General features: G+C 42.2%; 12 protein-coding genes, 9 tRNA genes and 2 pseudogenes. 14 read left to right on the top strand and 9 right to left on the bottom strand.

Annotated elements, in window-relative coordinates; all coding sequences use genetic code 11:
- The first annotated feature begins 77 nt into the window (after positions 1-77).
- Positions 78-971 carry a LysR family transcriptional regulator gene (locus tag OCV36_RS20800; protein WP_135459232.1) on the top strand — a complete coding sequence of 298 codons (894 nt, stop codon included), beginning with the start codon at positions 78-80 and terminating at the stop codon, positions 969-971.
- A gap of 71 nt (positions 972-1,042) precedes the next feature.
- Here the strand turns inward: OCV36_RS20800 and OCV36_RS20795 are convergent, their stop codons facing one another.
- The 5 genes from OCV36_RS20795 to OCV36_RS20775 form a co-directional block, all read right to left on the bottom strand.
- Complete coding sequence (locus OCV36_RS20795) at positions 1,043-1,636, bottom strand: response regulator transcription factor (protein ID WP_135459230.1); 594 nt, start codon at positions 1,634-1,636, stop codon at positions 1,043-1,045.
- A gap of 172 nt (positions 1,637-1,808) precedes the next feature.
- A complete protein-coding gene (locus OCV36_RS20790; protein ID WP_135459229.1) occupies positions 1,809-3,431 on the bottom strand; it encodes a response regulator in 1,623 nt (540 codons plus the stop codon).
- 97 nt (positions 3,432-3,528) lie between these two features.
- On the bottom strand, positions 3,529-3,879 hold the full coding sequence (locus OCV36_RS20785; protein WP_135459227.1) for an Hpt domain-containing protein: 351 nt from the start codon (positions 3,877-3,879) through the stop codon (positions 3,529-3,531).
- Positions 3,880-4,156: 277 nt separating this feature from the next.
- Positions 4,157-5,161 (bottom strand): low-specificity L-threonine aldolase, encoded by a 1,005-nt coding sequence (gene ltaE / locus OCV36_RS20780; protein ID WP_135459225.1) that lies wholly within the window; start codon positions 5,159-5,161, stop codon positions 4,157-4,159.
- Between the two features lie 17 nt (positions 5,162-5,178).
- Complete coding sequence (locus tag OCV36_RS20775; RefSeq protein WP_029225183.1) at positions 5,179-5,694, bottom strand: NUDIX hydrolase; 516 nt, start codon at positions 5,692-5,694, stop codon at positions 5,179-5,181.
- A 287-nt stretch (positions 5,695-5,981) separates the two neighbouring features.
- Here OCV36_RS20775 and OCV36_RS20770 point away from each other — a divergent pair, with 287 nt between their 5' ends.
- The 7 genes and pseudogenes from OCV36_RS20770 to OCV36_RS20740 all read left to right on the top strand — a co-directional run.
- Positions 5,982-7,637 carry an ATPase RavA domain-containing protein gene (locus OCV36_RS20770; RefSeq protein WP_017076024.1) on the top strand — a complete coding sequence of 552 codons (1,656 nt, stop codon included), beginning with the start codon at positions 5,982-5,984 and terminating at the stop codon, positions 7,635-7,637.
- An 11-nt stretch (positions 7,638-7,648) separates the two neighbouring features.
- Positions 7,649-9,094, top strand: coding sequence for an ATPase RavA stimulator ViaA (gene viaA, locus OCV36_RS20765; protein ID WP_135459223.1), 1,446 nt, complete (start codon positions 7,649-7,651; stop codon positions 9,092-9,094).
- Between the two features lie 199 nt (positions 9,095-9,293).
- A tRNA-Cys gene (locus tag OCV36_RS20760) sits at positions 9,294-9,367 on the top strand.
- A 51-nt stretch (positions 9,368-9,418) separates the two neighbouring features.
- A tRNA-Gly gene (locus OCV36_RS20755) sits at positions 9,419-9,494 on the top strand.
- Between the two features lie 80 nt (positions 9,495-9,574).
- Positions 9,575-9,661 (top strand) — tRNA-Leu (locus OCV36_RS20750).
- Positions 9,662-9,723: 62 nt separating this feature from the next.
- Positions 9,724-9,797, top strand: a tRNA-Cys gene (locus OCV36_RS20745).
- A gap of 282 nt (positions 9,798-10,079) precedes the next feature.
- Positions 10,080-10,865, top strand: a pseudogene (locus tag OCV36_RS20740) (cache domain-containing protein); the annotation flags it as partial.
- Between the two features lie 109 nt (positions 10,866-10,974).
- On the opposite strand, the gene ltrA reads toward OCV36_RS20740, so the two are convergent.
- Entirely contained in the window at positions 10,975-12,447 is a 1,473-nt protein-coding gene (gene ltrA, locus OCV36_RS20735; RefSeq protein WP_198590918.1) for a group II intron reverse transcriptase/maturase, read from the bottom strand.
- Positions 12,448-12,681: 234 nt separating this feature from the next.
- Positions 12,682-12,825 (bottom strand): hypothetical protein, encoded by a 144-nt coding sequence (locus OCV36_RS20730; RefSeq protein WP_165910097.1) that lies wholly within the window; start codon positions 12,823-12,825, stop codon positions 12,682-12,684.
- Between the two features lie 200 nt (positions 12,826-13,025).
- On the opposite strand from OCV36_RS20730, the pseudogene OCV36_RS20725 reads away from it, so the two are divergent.
- A pseudogene (locus tag OCV36_RS20725) lies at positions 13,026-14,129 on the top strand (methyl-accepting chemotaxis protein); the annotation flags it as partial.
- Positions 14,130-14,238: 109 nt separating this feature from the next.
- Here OCV36_RS20725 and OCV36_RS20720 read toward each other — a convergent pair.
- Positions 14,239-15,027 carry a lipase family protein gene (locus tag OCV36_RS20720; RefSeq protein WP_135458610.1) on the bottom strand — a complete coding sequence of 263 codons (789 nt, stop codon included), beginning with the start codon at positions 15,025-15,027 and terminating at the stop codon, positions 14,239-14,241.
- Positions 15,028-15,395: 368 nt separating this feature from the next.
- On the opposite strand from OCV36_RS20720, the gene OCV36_RS20715 reads away from it, so the two are divergent.
- The 5 genes from OCV36_RS20715 (at position 15,396) to OCV36_RS20695 (ending at position 16,069) form a co-directional block, all read left to right on the top strand.
- Positions 15,396-15,482 (top strand) — tRNA-Leu (locus OCV36_RS20715).
- Positions 15,483-15,565: 83 nt separating this feature from the next.
- Positions 15,566-15,639, top strand: a tRNA-Cys gene (locus OCV36_RS20710).
- A gap of 51 nt (positions 15,640-15,690) precedes the next feature.
- Positions 15,691-15,766 (top strand) — tRNA-Gly (locus OCV36_RS20705).
- An 80-nt stretch (positions 15,767-15,846) separates the two neighbouring features.
- Positions 15,847-15,933, top strand: a tRNA-Leu gene (locus tag OCV36_RS20700).
- Between the two features lie 62 nt (positions 15,934-15,995).
- Positions 15,996-16,069 (top strand) — tRNA-Cys (locus tag OCV36_RS20695).
- 89 nt (positions 16,070-16,158) lie between these two features.
- Here OCV36_RS20695 and OCV36_RS20690 read toward each other — a convergent pair.
- Positions 16,159-18,138, bottom strand: coding sequence for a HEAT repeat domain-containing protein (locus OCV36_RS20690; protein WP_102556163.1), 1,980 nt, complete (start codon positions 18,136-18,138; stop codon positions 16,159-16,161).
- Between the last annotated feature and the right edge of the window lie 105 nt (positions 18,139-18,243).

The raw sequence follows: 18,243 nt of genomic DNA, 5'->3' as shown, positions 1-18,243 counted from the left end.
TCCTTGTATTGACTAGACTTAAATACTAACGTGTACATGTTAGTTAAGCTTATGATATTACGATGAAGGGTATTGCCGTGAATAAAGATTTAGATCTAAATCTTCTACGTATCTTGGTGTTGTTGGATAAACACCAACAACTTAAGCCTGTGGCTAAGATTCTTGGCAAGAGCGAAGCTTCTATCAGTAAGTACCTTGCTCGCTTAAGAGACCAGCTTCGTGACGAGTTGTTTATCCGACATGCACACCATTTTGAAAGCACCGACTTTCTGAAGGAGCAGCTTCCCGCCATTCAGGCTGGGTTAGACAGCCTTGAGTCTTGTATGGGGACGAGTGCCTTTGACCCGTTAACTTATGACAAACCGATCACCATCTCGATGCCGCAGGTTGCACAATACTTTCTGGGCGAGGTAATTTTGAATGATCTGTTTGAATTACTGCCGAACACTTCGATTAATATAGTGAGCCCTACCGACAAGCCGATCGAAAGTATCTCGGATGGTAATGTGGATGTGTATATGCATCACTTTAACGAAGACTGCCCAAAGAGCATCTACCAACAACCGGTTGGGGCGTTACCAGTAGGAATTGTGGTTCCTGATGATATGGAAGCAGACTCTTTAGAAACGGCACTCTCACTGCCTTTTATTTTTTTGGAACTTAAAGGCTGGAAAGGACCTAAGCAAGTTGTGCGAATGATCTTAGAGAAGAAAGGTTATCAGATTGAATCTAAGGTAACTGTCGGGGATATTGGCCTTTTGCTTAGATTATTAAAGCGACGTAGATGTGCGACTATGATGATGAATTTTGGTCAATCGATAGATGGTTTTAAATTTATTGAGATTCCGGAATCTTACTATTCGACAGGACGCCCAAAAATTGCGACATATATTAAACAGACACACCGTAACAACGCACTTCATCAACTACTCATTAGCGTGATTGAAAAGAACTTAAACTTAGCTCAATAGCTCAATAGCTCAATAGCTTGAACACGTTAATCGCGTTGTAAGGCATCAATATTATCTAAGAAACTAATTGGCTAAATTGTATCGTTAAGTTGAACCAGTTCAACGATCGAGTTGGCTCGGTACTTACTTAGAATTCTCGTTTTATAAGTGCTGATAGTCTTGGCACTTAGAGACAGTTTTTCTGAGATAAGTTTGTTCGAGTATCCTTGAATCAGATACTGGAAAACGATCGCTTCTTTATTGGATAGCTTAGTGTTTTTGCCACTGTTCTTTTGATCTGATTTGAACAACGAATAACCTTTCATAATGCTGGATAGGGCGAAGCGAATGGATTCATGGCTTTCGTTTTTACTAAGAAACCCGTTGGCACCTAATGATAGAGCTACCTCAGACAAGCTTGAGTTATCTAAAGAAGAGACAAATAGTAACTTTCCTTCGTAACCGTGCGCCTTGATTATCTTCGCAAGGTTCATACCATCGTTGTTTGTTAACGTCACATCGAGAACAATCAAATCAATGCTCTGGTTTTTTACTAGCTTCAGTACTTTGTCGGTATCGGTAGTTTTATAGAGATCTTCAACATTTAGCGAGTCCATGATCAACTCGGCAAGTGCTTCTCGGTAAAGAGGTTGTTCATCTATGATTAGAACGTTCTGATTTGTCATAAGTCACCTACGTTATTGCTATGTGACGTCCTGTCTCTTAGAGTTCTAAGATTGTGATAAGCGATAATTCTATGTAAAAATATAGAGGTTAGGGTGAAAATGACATTTTAACATTTTGAAAATCTGGTATTTACAAAGGATGCGCGTTACTACTTACTTAAAGATAACGTGACTAATAGGTAGCGCGACCTCGTGCTTTATACAGTATTTGGTTGTAATTTAGACTGCTCAACTCTTCTTTAGTATATAAGTTAACCAATACGTCGTTGCACTTGTTTATTTTGATACGAATATCGTGTTTACCTTCATAGGGAGTGCTGAGCAAGGCTGAAAGCTTGATAATTGCCAAACATGTCTTTTTCGAATGCGGCAAAAGATTATGAATATCGAGATAGTAATCGAGCTGTTTGTCTTTTGTTAGACGGTCCGATGATTTCATGAGTATCATTTCTTTTCTGATATTACTTAACTGTTGCTGTGATGTTTGCAAGCGTTCTTTAAAGCCATTGAGCATATGAATTTGGCTCCGAATAATACTCGGGTGTTGGTCTTTATTAATGCTGTCTTCCAACCTTGCTACGAATGTCGGTGTTTCGCTTAAAAATGAGCATTGTTCCAATAAGAAGCAAAGGTGGTAGAAATCATAAAAATGAAACTCAGAGGTATAATTGAGAGCTTGTTTGATACTTAGCGTTGCCGTTTTTAGGTCACCTTTGATCAATCCAATGTGCGCAGAGATAAGTTTATCCTGAAGAATAAGCTCTGGCGTTTTACCGATATCATTGAGAATCGAATTGTATGAAATAAGTTGCCTTTCAAAGAGGTTTATTGAACCTCCAAGTGTTTGTTTATAGAGAAAAGTACGCATGTAGTTAATCTTTGTATAAAACCCACCACGAAAGGTATTAATGTTCTTCTCGTAATACCTTTTCATATAAGTAAAAGAGTCTTGATAAGCCCCAGCAGCGATAGATAGATTCGCAATCACCAATTCACGATGTGCGCCCGCATCAAGTAACATCGCTGACTGTTTCAAATGATCTATCGCGTTGGGCAGGTCTTCTTCAATTGAGTATATGTTCGACATTTCGTCGTGAAAGTATGGGTTGTTCTTTCTGGATTTTACTAAGCTGAGGATTTCTTTGGCTTCATCCACTTGGTCTGTTTCAATGAGCGTGCTCGCTAGGCCGGTTTTAATCCAGTCCAAGTCATCTTCTTCGAGTAAGCTTTCATACTCTTCTTGAGCTTTATTAAACTGCTTACTTTTTAGCAAGGCAGAGGCTTTGTACTTTCGGATAAGTTTCGAGTATTCAGGGTGAAATGGCTGAAGCTCGTCGCACTCACGCACAACACCAGCAAAATCGAGTTCAGTTAACTTCTCAAAGATCGGCGAGAGGACCACTTTGCGATTTAAGGATGAAAATATCCGTTTAATAAAGAACTGTTTATTAAAGGGTTTAAGCAGGTAATCGTCAGGGTCTGAATCCACGATAGATCGCACGACGTTGTAATCATTTTCACCAGTAAGGAACATAAAAACCGTCGTCGATTTTAAAATTCGAGCGTGTTTGAGTTCTTCCAGCAGTTGGTAGCCCGTCAATTGGGTTTGGAAGTTGTAGTCACAGATTATAATGTCAAACGAGTTCTGGCGGCATTGATGAATAACATCGAAAGGTTTGTATGCATAAGATATGGATTCAAAACCGATTTGGCGCAAAATTGTGGTTACACTGCTTGTAACGAGTCGAGAGTCGTCTGCAACCAGTACCGTATATTTTTTTATATCGTTATTCATTATTTTAACTGTTGACTAAATTTAGCTAATTGTAACAAAACGGAAATAGCTAAAAGTATCTGAGAGTGAAAACAAGAAAAATCCTACAATGATTCAATTAATTTCCTACGCTATTAATATTAAGCCAATCTTCAATTAACTCGACACTGTGTGAGATTAATTTAATCGTATTGAAATTTGTCTGTTCGACATTGTTATTTCCGGCTTTCAAATCTTGCTCTTCAACTTTAATGAGTTGCTCTAGTGGGAGGTGTCCGATTGAAGAAAGGCCACCCTTTATGCGGTGCATGATTTGCAAGGTTTTTGCGCGCTCAGGCTTTGTATCCCTTAGTTGCTCTAAGTCTTCTTGCATTACGCTAATGTAAACTTCAGCAAGGTAAATTCTTTGATCGCTAGGGTAGCTATTTAACCAATCGATGTTATTGGATTTACTCGGTCCAGATTGCATAAGAATATTGATTGAGATATTTGAAAGAAAGGGTATCTATAATGGTCAGTTAATGGAAATAACGCAGAGTTATTGAATTGATGTGATTGATATTTAAAGTGTATATTGGTGGGTGGTTAGGTAGAAGTATATTTAATACGGGTAAGCAAATTGAGTGTTTAACGAAATGGGTAATAGAAATCAAAAAAGACCATTAATGCTAAATAGTATTAATGGTCATTTTGTAGCAATACTGTGCTTAGTCGTCAGTACGTTCAATCGATCTTGTGTTACGAATTTATAGCGACTTCTCTATAGCGACTAGGAAGCGAGCAATGTCTTCCGCGTTAATATCACGGTGAGTAACAAACCGAACAGGATTACTCGGTGACATCGTAATACCTTGTTCACCTAACTCGCGCGCGATGCGGTTAATATCCACAGATTCATCTAACTTAGCAAACACGATGTTAGTTTGAATGAAATCAGGATTAACAGAGAAACCTTCCAGTTTACTTAGGCCAATTGCTAGGTTTTTCGCGTTCTCGTGGTCAACTTTTAGTTGAGCAACATTTTCAGTCAGCGCCATTTTACCTGCAGCAGCAAGAATACCGGCTTGACGCATACCGCCACCAACCATCTTACGGAGACGACGGGCTTTAGCGATGTACTCTTTGTTGCCCAAAAGTAGCGAACCGACCGGAGCGCCTAAACCTTTCGATAAACAAATCGTCATTGAGTCGAAGTGCTGTGCGATTTCTTTTACGTGGACATCTAAAGCGATAGCAGCGTTGTAAACACGTGCGCCATCTAAATGCATTTGTAGACCATGTTGGTTTACGAAATCACGAGCCTCAACTAAGTAAGACATTGGCAGCACTTTACCATTAATCGTATTTTCTAAACTCAAAAGCTTAGTACGCGCAAAGTGGCTGTCATCTGGTTTAATCGCAGCTGCAAGTTTTTTAAAATCTAACGTGCCGTCTGGGTTGTTCTCGATTGGCTGAGGCTGAATAGAACCTAAAACAGCAGCGCCGCCGGCTTCGTATTTGTAGTTGTGAGCTTGTTGGCCACACAGATACTCGTCACCACGTTCGCAGTGAGCCATGAGGCCAAGTAAGTTGGCTTGAGTGCCAGAAGAGGTGAACATTGCAGCTTCAAAGCCGGTTTCATTGGCAGCCCATTGCTCTAGACCGTTTACGGTAGGGTCATCTCCGTAGACATCGTCACCCACATCTGCGTTCGCCATTACATCACGCATAGCTTGTGAAGGCTTGGTTACGGTATCAGAACGAAAGTCCATATTTCTCTCCTAGAGTCTTATAAATAGCCACATAGTTGTGCTTTGCTTAAACAAGCGATGGTTTTTGTATCGGTAATTTGATCGTGTCGTATTTTATCGTGCAATTCTTCTAAGCTAAGCTCGATGACTTCTATTACTTCATCTTCATCACACTCGAAGCGAGTTGTGTGGTTGAGATCTTTTGCAACGAACAAATATTGTATTTCATCGCAGAACCCTGCGAGTGGGGTAACTTGCCCCAAACTTTGGAACGAGCAAGCACTGTAGCCTGTCTCTTCTTCGAGCTCGCGTTGTGCACACTCAAGTGGTGTCTCATCAACTTCCATCGTTCCTGCGGGTAGCTCTAACAACCACTTTTTAAGCGAAGGGCGGAATTGGTTAATGAGGATAATCTTTCCAGACGAAGTGATTGGTAGAATAACTGCCGCGCCAGGGTGGTGTATTGTTGTATGTTTTACCACGACATTCGTAGGGAGCGTCACGTTCTCTTCTATGAGAGAAATACTTTTCCATTGATGGATAACTTTACTCATGCAGTCTGGCCACATTCCTTGCCAATTTGTCGATAACTGAAGACGTGCACCACCTTAACGTCTATGGTGTCGAAAATAAAAGAAAATTTAGGCTTAGCTATAGATTTAGTTTCACACCGATCGTGAGGTTACTCTCATATTTGGAATCTATGATTGCGCCAAAATTACGACCGTAACCATCTGATATAAATGCAACTCAATAATAAAATACACTTGTAACAAAGTGCTAACAAATGTATAAAAACATATCTACACTCTCAACTGTTCAAAGATTTTCGGAGTAACGCATGAACCCTTCTATTTCCTCACATGCTGACAAGGCGCTACTCTCTGAAAGAATCAATAAATTAGCGCATGCTCTGTCTGATGGTGTCTATGAAAGAGAAGACACGATTAAGCTATGTTTGCTGGCTGCTCTGGCTGGCGAAAGTGTGTTTTTATTGGGCCCTCCAGGTATTGCAAAAAGCCTTATCGCAAAACGCCTCATTCAGGCTTTTGACAACAGTAGTTATTTCGAATATTTGATGACGCGTTTCTCTACACCAGAGGAAGTATTTGGCCCATTAAGCATTCAAGAATTAAAAGACAACGGTCGCTATGTAAGATTGACCGAAGGTTACTTACCAACAGCACAAGTCGTATTCCTTGATGAGATCTGGAAAGCCGGCCCTGCGATCCTTAATACGTTGCTGACTGTGGTAAACGAAAAAACATTCAAAAATGGCAGTGAAATTGAACGCGTGCCAATGCGTTTGTTAGTGTCTGCATCAAACGAACTTCCAGATGAAGACAGTGGCTTAGAAGCACTGTATGACCGAATGCTGGTTCGCGTGTTTGTAAACCGTATTCAAAACAAACAAAACTTTAAATCGATGCTGACTACTGGCACATCTCAAGAGGCGGTTATTCCAAAAGGCTTAGCGATTACTGATATTGAATACCATCAATGGCAGAAAGAACTCGATAAGTTGGAACTGACTGATAACTCGTTTGACAAGCTGTTTGAACTTAAAACCATGCTTGAAGAGACGGTCAAGAAACAAGGTTCATCTGCAGAGACTGAGTTGTACGTTTCGGACAGACGTTGGAAGAAAGCCGTTAAGCTATTGAAAGCGAGTGCGTTCTTCAGTGGTCGAGATAGCGTGAATCCATTGGATATTATGCTACTGCAAGATTGTTTATGGCATAGCCCAGAATCGCGTGATGTGGTTCGTAGTGTTGTAAAAGACTTTGCATTGAATCGAGCGTTTGACCAACAAGAGTCGAAAGCTCAGATCGATATGTCACGTGAAGAGTTAGAAGAAATTCAAGACGATGTCGAATCGACGTTGTCTGTATCGTTGTCGATGGAGTCAACCAGCGGCTTGCTGCGTAAAGACGTTTATCAAAACGATATCAAAAACGCGAAGATGTACAGCGTTGGCAGCGCATACAACCTAGTGAAGTTGGTATTGCTTCAAAGCAACATGTCAGTTTCTGAATCAGAGAAAGGGGATAGCCGTTGGGTATACGTAGCTAAGGATGACTTCGACCGTGTGCTAAAAGAAGGCCATGGTGATATTTATGGTTACGTTAACGAAAACAAAAACCTGTGCCGTTTAAAACTGGATCTCGATGCTTCAAACCAGTTGGTTATTAAAGATATCGCCAATCGTTCTGTATTGGTGAGTGTCGTGACATCTGATGGATTGGACCAAGAATTGTACAACAAGTGGTTAAGTGGCGCGGAGAGAGCACTAGAACAGTTGACTGAAGCCGAGTTCAAGTTAAAGAGAGTACGCACCGAGTTCCACGATGCACTACCTCATAGCTACATCGACCCTGAGCTACCAAAAGCGATGGAGTCAAGCTTACAAGCGGTAACTCAAGATCTTGAGACCACAAAAGTGAAGAGCAGTAAAATCGCCCAACGTATTAAGTTTATGAGTCAGTACTTCGAGTAAGGGAGACGAGTATGTTAGGAGCAGACGGCTTAAACCTTGCTTTAATGGTTGCTGACTCAGGCATTATTGATACGGCGATGAATGATCTCATCGCTCGATCTCAAGTTATGATGGCTGCTGAAAACAAAGGCGTGAAGACGTCAGTAAAAAACCACTTGGTCAAATGGCGCGGGAAAGTGAAAAAACGCGTGACCAAAGTGTGTGAGACCGATAGGTTCCAAGAGGAACTTGCGCTCTATCAAGAAGTTATTTATTGGAATGAGTCCCAGTTTTTTGATGACATAGACAGTGTCATCAAAAAACTGGAGTGGCACTCTGCATTTTATCTACAAGCAAGACGTCTAATGGAACATAACAAGGGCGTTTACAACGCAATGTTCCCTCATTATTTCTGCGACCAGTGGTATCAATCACTTTCTGATGCAATCAAGCAAGCTCAAGTGATCGAGCTTGAAACCAGTAAAGAAAAGGTACTCGCCGACTTATATCAGCGCATGGAAACCATGAAAAACATGGATAAAGTGACGGAATCTGGTGATGAAGGCAGCGTAGGACGCTTGTGGGATATGGCATCAGCTAAGCTCAGTAAAACTGACTTAACGGTAATGAAGCGTCATGCCGAGTTTTTGAACAAGCATAAAGGTTTACGAGAGATAGCTGAAAAACTAGGTCGAATGGCAGGTGAGGAAGATGATCCTTCTCTACACAAAGCACCTGTAGAAGAACTGCAGATGGTGGAAGAGAAAAGTGATGAAGCGGTCGACGATATCGTGGGGATTCATGAAAGCGACGATCTAAACAAGATGCTTCCAAACGAAACCATGTTTTTAGCTTACCCTGAACTTGAAGTTATCTTTTACAAACACTTGGCGGACAAGCGCCTGTTGAGCTATCGCTCACAAGGTAAATCTCGTACGTTACGTAAAGTTAAAGCGCAAAAGCCAGATAGCAAGAACATCGATATTGAAAAAGGGCCGTTCATCGTCTGCGTGGATGCTTCAGGTTCAATGAGTGGCTTCCCAGAGCAATCGGCCAAAGCGATGGCTTATGCGTTGATGCAAATTGCTCTTGCGGAAGAGAGAGACTGTTACGTGATTCTGTTCTCTTCTGAGCAGATCACCTATGAGTTAACAAGGCAAGATGGTTTGCGTGAAGCTAGTGACTTCTTAAGCTACTCGTTCCACGGCGGTACCGATTTAGAACCGGTTCTAATGAAGTCGATTGATTTGATGACGGGTGATAAATACAAGAATGCAGATTTGATCGTGCTATCCGATTTTATCGCGCCAAAGCAATCTGATGAAATGATTGCCCAAGTAGAAAAGCTCAAAGAACACAAAAACCGTTTCCATGCGGTAAGCCTTTCTAAATACGGCAACCCGCAACTTATGACCATGTTTGACCATTGTTGGGCTTATCACCCAAGTTTAGTCGGTCGTTTTATGAAGAAGTGGTAGTGTTCGATTACGCTGATTGAATCCCTTTTGCTGTATGTTTTTTGATTCAAGAGATCGAACATGCAGCAATTTGATTTAAATGTCGGCAAACGGAATTTAAATTCACTTTTTTGTTTGACTATCCTCCTTCAATCCGTAAAGTAGGCACCCGAACACAGCGGGGTACCTTACTAGGCTTTCCAAAGTGTTGATGTAAAAAGGCGCCTTGGCAGAGTGGCTATGCAGCGGATTGCAAATCCGTGGACCTCGGTTCGACTCCGGGAGGCGCCTCCATTCTCTTTCTTCTTTTTGTTTATGCGAAGGGATGAGTAGAAGAATGAAAATGCGATACTAGCTCAGTTGGTAGAGCGCAACCTTGCCAAGGTTGAGGTCATCGGTTCGAACCCGATGTATCGCTCCAAAATTTGTAATGTTGATTCATTTTGACATTAAGATGGTGTTTTACTTTTCAGTAATCGGCATCGCAATAAAGAATTGCGTGCCCTGGTGGTGGAATTGGTAGACACAAGGGATTTAAAATCCCTCGGCGTTTGCGCTGTGCCGGTTCAAGTCCGGCCCGGGGCACCATCTATTTGATTGCTACTTTTAGTAGTGATTGAGAGAGTAGTTCTCTTAAAACACTCATTGAAGGCGCCTTGGCAGAGTGGCTATGCAGCGGATTGCAAATCCGTGGACCTCGGTTCGACTCCGGGAGGCGCCTCCATCATTTAGAAAAAACCAGTCCTCGTGGCTGGTTTTTTCGTTTCTGGCTTCTTCATCTCTGACTACCCCATTTCTCCCTTTAATATTTGCTAAACCCAACGCCATTTGGGTGGAATCCTAAGTCGAGCCTTTGTTGATAAACCGATAAATAAATCAAAGTCACAATTAATCATAATGCTCAATTTGTTTCATTATTCTATGGGATAACCCTAATTAAAACATGCGTATGAGTGATAGTGTCCCTCTTGATTTTCTTTAATTATTCAATAAGAGGTTCTTAAATATGCAATTTAGTCTAAAGAGAAAAATGGTTTTCTCTGTAGTTTTGGCGATTGCTGTTACATCTGCCATTCTTCTTTTCATGGGTTATAAGACGTTTCAAAATAACAGTTGGCAATCTATAGAGAGTGAAAGTCGAAACACACTCCAGGCGCATGCCAAGGGTATCGGTGATTGGTTTTACGATAAGAAACAAGCAGTACACGGACTCAAACAACAAGTTCAGCTCAACCCGTCATTAGATATAGTGCCACATTTACGTCAAACCCTTGTGTCTGGTGGTTTTGGACTGAGCTACTACGGTAACAAACAAGGTGAGATGTTCCGTCACGATCCTTCACTTAATAAAGCTGGGTATGATCCTAGAGTCCGAGGTTGGTACAAACAAACCTTAGCGGAAAACCGTGCGGTCACTACCAAGCCTTATGTGAGTGTCACAATGCAAACCTTAGTCGTGACCTTAACAGACCCAGTGACCGAAAACGGTTCAATTGTTGGTGTTGTGGCGTCAAACCTCGCATTGGATAAGCTGATTGACGATGTATTGGCCATTCAGGTTCCAGGTAATGGGCGTGCTATTCTGATTGATAAGCAAGGCACGGTCGTTGCTCATAAAAATAAAGACTTCATCCTAAAGCAAGTCAACGATATAGCACCTGAGCTGAGTGTTTCTGGTTTAAACAGCGCTGCACAAAATCTGACGACAATTTTTACAAAAGTGGATGGTGCTGAACGAGTTATCATGGCTGAGCCAATTAAAGGTACTGACTGGCTACTTGTGATTGAAATGTCGAGTAGACGACACTTGTTACCAAGTGTCGCCCCTCTAAGAACCGTACGTGCAACTTTCACTGCATACGGCTCAAGCCTCCACTAAGGCATCATTGATACCCAGCAACTTATAAAGCAGTCGAAGCAGGTTCGTTCCAAGAGTTACGAGCTAGCCTTTTGGGTTTTCTCTTCGCCAAGTATTCTTGGTATTGAGGGTCAAAAGGGGTCGCAGCACTCCTAATTTTCACGTGTCTTTCGATAGGCACTTTCGCTATTTGGAACAGATTGAAGTGACAGTCCATGTTCATGATTTTCTGCCAACCGTGAAATTGCCACTGGCCTTTACGATTGAGGAAGTACTTATGAACAACCCAGTCTTTGGACTTGGTTGGATGACGTCTAACTGCCCAGTGCCATAGCGCTTGGAATAGTTTGTGGCCGACATACCCGAATATTTGTTTAGCAACACAGTGGCGATAGTAATTCGCCCATCCCCTGAGTTTCGGATTTATCAACTTGATAAGATCGTTAACAGGGATGGTTGCGTGCTTTTTAATGAGTTCTCGTAGATTTCTCAAGAATAACAACGTGTTGGATTTGCTCGGCTTGATGAGCAATTTCCCTTTGTACTTCCTGTGATTGAAGCCTAGAAAGTCAAAGCCATCATCAATATGAGTGATCTTCGTTTTCTCTTCGGAGAGGGCTAACCCTCTTTCTGCCAAAAAGCCAGCAATCAACGGTTTGATGTCGTTCACTAGCACTTCCTTTGAAGAGCAAGTAACCACGAAATCATCCGCGTAACCGATAAAGTTGGCTCTAGCCCCCTTTTTCAGGGCTGTAGATTTTATTTGTTGCTCTATTCCCGCGAGAGTCATTAGCATCAAGGTTGGAGAGATTATTCCACCTTGAGGTGTACCCTCATCGGTATCATAGAACAGACCCTTATCCACATAGCCAGACTTTAACCATTGTTCTAACATACGTTTATCTACCGTGATATTGTCCATAAGCCATTGATGCCCGATTTTGTCGAAGCAAGCCTTAATATCTCCCTCAAGAACCCATTTCGCTGATCGCTTTAGAGCCAAACATTTGAAACACTGACTGACGGCGTCAGCCGTGCTGCGATTTGTCCTAAACCCATAGCTATTGAGGTCGGCAAGCGTTTCGGACACTGGTTCTAATGCTAGAAGGTGGAGGGCTTGTTGCGCTCTATCAATCATGCATGGAATACCCAATGGCCTGAGCTTACCGTTCTTTTTGGGAATGTAGATACGTTTGAGTGGTTTTGCAGAGTAAGCCTTGCGGCTCAGTTGATTGACTGCTTTCATACGGCGTACATCTGTGTTCCAGGTGACACCGTCTATTCCAGACGTTTTACTGCCTTTATTCTGAGAGACTCGCTTAACCGCAAGAAGCTTGGCTGAGCGAGAATGAGTCAAGAGCCACTGTAAGGACTTCACCTTACTGTATTTCTTTTCTCTAGTTGCTTTTGCGATACGCATTTGAAGCTTCAATACGTGTGCTTCAACGGATTTCCAGTCGATGGACTGCCATTGAGCGCCGTCAGAAGATGCACTAATCTCTTTCGAGATCACCATTTGCTTTTCTCCTTGAATTAAGTTCTTCAAATTCTCTCGCAATGGGAGACCAGTCGGAAGTGGGCTCACTTTCGTGATCAGACATAAGTCTGTATCTGCATCATTACAATGTAGCTTTCGCTTTTTCCGACCTCCTATACCTGCATCACTATCGGCCACAAAGGCTTTCCCAAAGGGAATGATACAGGCTTACCCTGTTCCGTATGTTACGTAAAATGTCAGCTTAGATGCCCACTATAGTGCGGAGAGTACGGCGATCACGAAAAAGTACTGTCCAACCTCTTTCCAACTCTCGTTGCCTTTTGGCCACAGCGTATTAACCACTTCCGCTGCTTCAACGTATAACGCACCTTGAATGGATTCACATACGTTCATCATACTGACTACCTAGCACTTACCCGAATTGTGGTTTTCAGGAGGAACGTCCTCTCACGATTCTTTTCCCACTCAGCCCAACGGCCAAGTTTCGTTACATTGTCCGAGCCGCTGCTTTATTCAGGCTCGTAGGTTCATCTGGTGATACAGACGGTTCACTCATAAAGCGGTGAACAACGCTTCATACGACCTCAGGTCGCACGGACAAAGACGTATTAGAGCAACCGTTGTTCGATATGCTGGTCAGTCAGATAACCACAGGGTTGGTTGTATTGATCGTTATGGCGGCGGCAACGTCGTGGTTTGTGGCTCGTCAATTAGTTGAATTAGGTCGAGTGAGCGAAGCTCTAGCTGATATTGCTGAAGGGGAAGGTGATTTAACACAACGTCTTCAGGTATCGAGTAAAGATGAAGTTGGGCAACTTGCCGATAAGTTTAATGTGTTTGTCGATAGGCTTCATGAAATGATGAAGAACGTTAGCCAAGTCTCAACCGCGATGAATAACGGTGCAGAACACGCGAACACTAGCGCATTAAAACGCAGCGATAGCGTAAGTCGACAACAAGACGAGATAACTATGGTAGCAACAGCTGTAACCGAAATGGCGACAGCAACCTCTGAAATCGCGTGTAATGCAGACAACACTGCGAAAAGTGCGAGCCATTCAGTTGAACTAAGCGAACAAGGCTTCCAACAAATGGCGAAGAGCCAATCATCAATCAATGAGCTATCTATTGAGTTAACCAGCGCCGTTTCTATTATTAGTGAGCTCGAAGAGCACGGTCAGCAAATTGCTTCAATCTTAGCGACAATACGTGAAATTGCTGAGCAAACTAACTTACTTGCACTCAACGCGGCGATTGAAGCGGCGAGGGCGGGTGAACAAGGTCGTGGTTTTGCGGTGGTTGCCGACGAAGTCCGGGTGCTATCACAACGAACTCATGCTTCAACGGAAGAGATCGAAGACAAGATCAAGCGCTTACAACAAGCGACTAGCGGTGCTGTTAAAGTGATGACACAAAGCCACGATATGGCGAAAACAAGCGTGCACGATGTAGACATGGCCGGAGAAAGTTTGGCTCAAATCCGTGAGGCAATCCAAATGATCAGTGACATGGCGACCCAAATAGCCTCTGCTGCTGAAGAGCAGTCATTGGTTACAGCAGAAATTAACGTGAATACTGAGTCTGTTCGTGAGGTGAGTGACGTGATGGCGCTTGATGCAACAGATGCAGTTTCACAAGCTGATCAATTGAGCCACTTAGCAAGCGATTTGAAACAAGAATTGTCACGATTTAAGCTCTAACATCAAAGTTAAAACTATTTAGTTAGAGTGACTATCAGTGACAACTATCTAAGAGCACTAACCATGACAGGTTTGTGCTCTTTTTCACTCAGTTATCCGTGTTATCGGCTTAATGCTTGTCAAAGAAATCTTTATTGCGAATGTATTTACTCATTAAGTGATAAGAAAAGGGTCTTATCAGCCAACTAAAAATAGAACGGCCGAGACGAATAAGTGTCGGTGTATTTTCGTAGATTCTTCCGTTGTAAAGCCAAAGCACTTTTCCGACGTGCCAATATAATAAAGGGACGGGCGGCATGAAAGTCACGATGTCGATGTCACAACAGATACGGTAGGTTTTCTTACTTAAACGGTAGTTTTTTTTAAAACTCCAATCACCAATTGCAGGTTGCCCAAAGGTCACAATTCGTTTTATGCAACCTGGATATTTTTGCTCGAAGTAATCAGCAAATACACAACCAATAGCGCCGCCAGAAGAGTGCCCGGTGATAGAAATCCTTTTCCCTTGTTCTAACAAAGGCATCAGCGTGGCTTCTAAGCGTTCGATAACGGTCTGCCCAAGTTTGTCTTCGTTGCGGCTTGGTTGACTTTCTTGGAACATAAGATGGTAGAAACCAGCATGTATACGGTAGTTCAACCCAATCCTTTTACAGCTTCTGGTCCACAGTGCAAAAGTGAGTAGCCAGTCAGAAACACTGTGTGAACCTTTGATAACGACAACCACTTCGTCCTTGTCGCTGCTCCATAAGACTCGAATCATGGTTTTACCAAACTGATTCTTTATGATGCGTTGTCCATTGGGATCAAACCCATAACGTGTTTGTTTAAAAACTCTAGGGTAGGCGAGGTTGCAGAGCACGGCATAGCGTTCATATTGATATCGTTTTAGTGGCTTCACATTTTTACTTCATAATAAGAGTCACTTAAAACTCTAGTCGTTGAATGTGAAACGCACATTAAAACGGCTTAGTATTTCGTTTTCCACTTAAAATAGACGGAATAAGTGGAGTATAAAAGTTGAGTCTCGCTCTTAAAGTTTGATTCTTGCTGGCGAGTCGCAATTGAAAATCAAAATCTACGTATAAGAACCGTACAAGCTGCACTAAATTCATTCGTTTGAGTTCGATAATTAATCACTTGAATTAAAAGATAAAATTTATTGTTGACGAATTTTTTTCATCCGTTAAAGTACACCTCGTTCTCACGGCTTAGGTCGCTGAGAGATGGTGTTTTACTCTTCAGTAATCAGCATCGCATGATTGCGTTGCCCTGGTGGTGGAATTGGTAGACACAAGGGATTTAAAATCCCTCGGCGTTCGCGCTGTGCCGGTTCAAGTCCGGCCCGGGGCACCATCTATCTAGTTTCTACTTTGAGTAGAGTGTTGAACAAAGAGTTGTTCTCTTTAAACACTTCAATATATTTTTATGTTGATAAAGGCGCCTTGGCAGAGTGGCTATGCAGCGGATTGCAAATCCGTGGACCTCGGTTCGACTCCGGGAGGCGCCTCCATTCTCTTTCTTCTTTTTGTTTATGCGAAGGGATGAGTAGAAGAATGAAAATGCGATACTAGCTCAGTTGGTAGAGCGCAACCTTGCCAAGGTTGAGGTCATCGGTTCGAACCCGATGTATCGCTCCAAAATTTGTAATGTTGATTCATTTTGACATTAAGATGGTGTTTTACTTTTCAGTAATCGGCATCGCAATAAAGAATTGCGTGCCCTGGTGGTGGAATTGGTAGACACAAGGGATTTAAAATCCCTCGGCGTTCGCGCTGTGCCGGTTCAAGTCCGGCCCGGGGCACCATCTATTTGATTGCTACTTTTAGTAGTGATTGAGAGAGTAGTTCTCTTAAAACACTCATTGAAGGCGCCTTGGCAGAGTGGCTATGCAGCGGATTGCAAATCCGTGGACCTCGGTTCGACTCCGGGAGGCGCCTCCATCATTTAGAAAAAACCAGTCCTTGTGGCTGGTTTTTTTGTATCTGAAATTCCTATCTTTCGTTCTATCTATCGTGGACTACCCAAACGTTTATATCGTGTGACTATCGGATGTTCCAATAAAGGAAAGCATTGCCTGAAGCGCGACTGATGGTGAGTGTTGGACCTCTTGTAGAAGTACGTTGTAGACAGTATTAGCTTCAAAATGATTGATTTGAGGGTAAAGGATTGGTTCATCCAAAATCAAGTTAATCAACTCTTCGTGAGCATGAGACGTTGACTGTTTTAATTGCTTGAGAGCCGCTATCTGAATGCTAATGTATGGGTGCTTTAACAAAGCTAGTAGCTCTGGTTCGTCAGTGGTATATGGCACTAAACAGGTTTGTAATGGAAGGCTTTCTAACTCCATAAGTTGCAAACGGTGTTGTTTTATCCAGCTTGTACCTAGCCAATCGACAATACTATCTAGGTTTGAGCAATCAACATCCACGATTAGCTCAAACACTAAATGACTAAGGTGCTGCGTTTCAATATGGGTGAAACTTATATTATTGCGATGTAAGGCAATAATTAATGCATGAAGCGTGGTTTCCGTGAGGTTCGCAACTGTTTGCTCAGAGCACAGCTCAACTAACCATTGTCCGTTTCTACAATGTTTGATTGCCAAAGGTTGGTTCGTCAATTCTTCGATATGGACTCGTTTCTTGGAAACACTTTTTGCTTGAGGTTTTGAATGTGTTGTTCGAGTTAGCGCTTCAAGTGTTGAAGTAACAAGTGGTTGCGCATCGTCTTCGCCAAAGTCATTTTTTCCTTGAGATTGAGCAAGCGCGAGGGGTTCTTGTTTCTCTATATTATCGGTGGTGAAAATTTCCGGTAAACCGATAACGAGCTCTTTTAGATAGGCTTGATGTTCGGTAAGTGAAGTATGAGCAAGGTGTTCAATGAGTTGTTGTCTTACGGAGTTACTGATGGTGTTAGATTGCAACTGTTGACGAATAAAGGCAACGCTTAGGATATGTGTTGTTTCGTCAAATAAGATATTGAGGCAATCGAGTTGAACTACTTCGTCTAAATTAGAGAATTTCTTGTAGAAAATCGGCATAAAACGATCGAGCTGCTGTTGTATATGCGAAACCTCTAAGCTCGAAATTAACCACAGTATCGCCGTTAGTGTTTGGGTTGGATGTTGTTGAACTTGCCATCGATTAATAAGGTGTTGCTTGTCACTGCTGCTCAATAATACGGAAACGGTTTTTATGGGTATTTCTGACCATAGCCCATTACCTCCAAGGTATTTGAGAGCTATTTGATAATTCCAGCTCGCCAATGTATCTAGCGATGTTCGTCTGATCTTTGAATCTGAGTGTGAAAGGCCAGTCAAGAATAGTTGTAAATACTCGCGGCAATTCATTTCTGATAAGCGCTGGAAGGCGATTTGTTGGCAACGTAAATCTTGGTGCTGAGTGCCTTTGTACAGCGAAATTTTATTTGATGTGCTTTTTAGGGCGACCCGGGTATCGGTTATACGCGTTAGGTAATCGCCTTCTTCAAGTAAAGTGGTTGAATGACGAGATAATACTGAAATAAGACGGCTTCTCAAGTCTGGTTCTAGGTCATTTTGAAATAGGGATAATAAGCGCAGAGCTTGGTCGCGTTTTAAGTCATGTTCGTGATGATTCAAAATTCGCGCGGCATTCAAACGTATATCATCACCGTCATTCCAATCACCTTCCCAATAATCGCTGTCGTCGCAGATTAGTTCTACCAAGAATTCGTCAGCTTGTTCTGAACCTTGATTGTGTTCAATAGCATTTAGTGCGGCCAATTTAACTTCGCTGTCATCCCAATTTTGAAGGGTATGAATGATACTTTCGATAGGAGCGTGTTTGTCTAAAGCTAGGCATTCGAGGCTGGTGATAACGACATCGATGATGTTGGAATCCAATCCTTTTAACAGTAAGTGCTTAGTGTTTGGAAACCTTGAGAGAATTTGTATCGCCAGAATTTGATCGGACACGTCCCCAGTAAGAAAAATATGTTCGACATGGTTAAGTAATTTATCAAGAGACATCGGGTTAAGCACCACTGGATTAACAAGTTTGAATAATAACTCTTATCATTTCGAATTGTATGATCCTAATCATATCTTTAATGTTTCACGTGTTAATAATAGAGC

Origin of the sequence: Vibrio echinoideorum (assembly GCF_024347455.1) — a bacterium.
GTDB classification, from domain to species: Bacteria; Pseudomonadota; Gammaproteobacteria; order Enterobacterales; family Vibrionaceae; genus Vibrio; species Vibrio echinoideorum.
Note: the sequence above shows the minus strand (reverse complement) of the source record. Positions and strands in the feature narration are given on the sequence as shown.

Bases quoted from the DNA above. Each gene is read 5' to 3' on its own strand.
- OCV36_RS20795 (WP_135459230.1), bottom strand. From the start codon at position 1,636: ATGACAAATCAGAACGTTCTAATCATAGATGAACAACCTCTTTACCGA.
- OCV36_RS20790 (WP_135459229.1), bottom strand. From the start codon at position 3,431: ATGAATAACGATATAAAAAAATATACGGTACTGGTTGCAGACGACTCT.
- OCV36_RS20785 (WP_135459227.1), bottom strand. From the start codon at position 3,879: ATGCAATCTGGACCGAGTAAATCCAATAACATCGATTGGTTAAATAGC.
- ltaE (WP_135459225.1), bottom strand. From the start codon at position 5,161: ATGGACTTTCGTTCTGATACCGTAACCAAGCCTTCACAAGCTATGCGT.
- OCV36_RS20775 (WP_029225183.1), bottom strand. From the start codon at position 5,694: ATGAGTAAAGTTATCCATCAATGGAAAAGTATTTCTCTCATAGAAGAG.
- OCV36_RS20770 (WP_017076024.1), top strand. From the start codon at position 5,982: ATGAACCCTTCTATTTCCTCACATGCTGACAAGGCGCTACTCTCTGAA.
- viaA (WP_135459223.1), top strand. From the start codon at position 7,649: ATGTTAGGAGCAGACGGCTTAAACCTTGCTTTAATGGTTGCTGACTCA.
- ltrA (WP_198590918.1), bottom strand. From the start codon at position 12,447: ATGGTGATCTCGAAAGAGATTAGTGCATCTTCTGACGGCGCTCAATGG.
- OCV36_RS20730 (WP_165910097.1), bottom strand. From the start codon at position 12,825: ATGATGAACGTATGTGAATCCATTCAAGGTGCGTTATACGTTGAAGCA.
- OCV36_RS20690 (WP_102556163.1), bottom strand. From the start codon at position 18,138: ATGTCTCTTGATAAATTACTTAACCATGTCGAACATATTTTTCTTACT.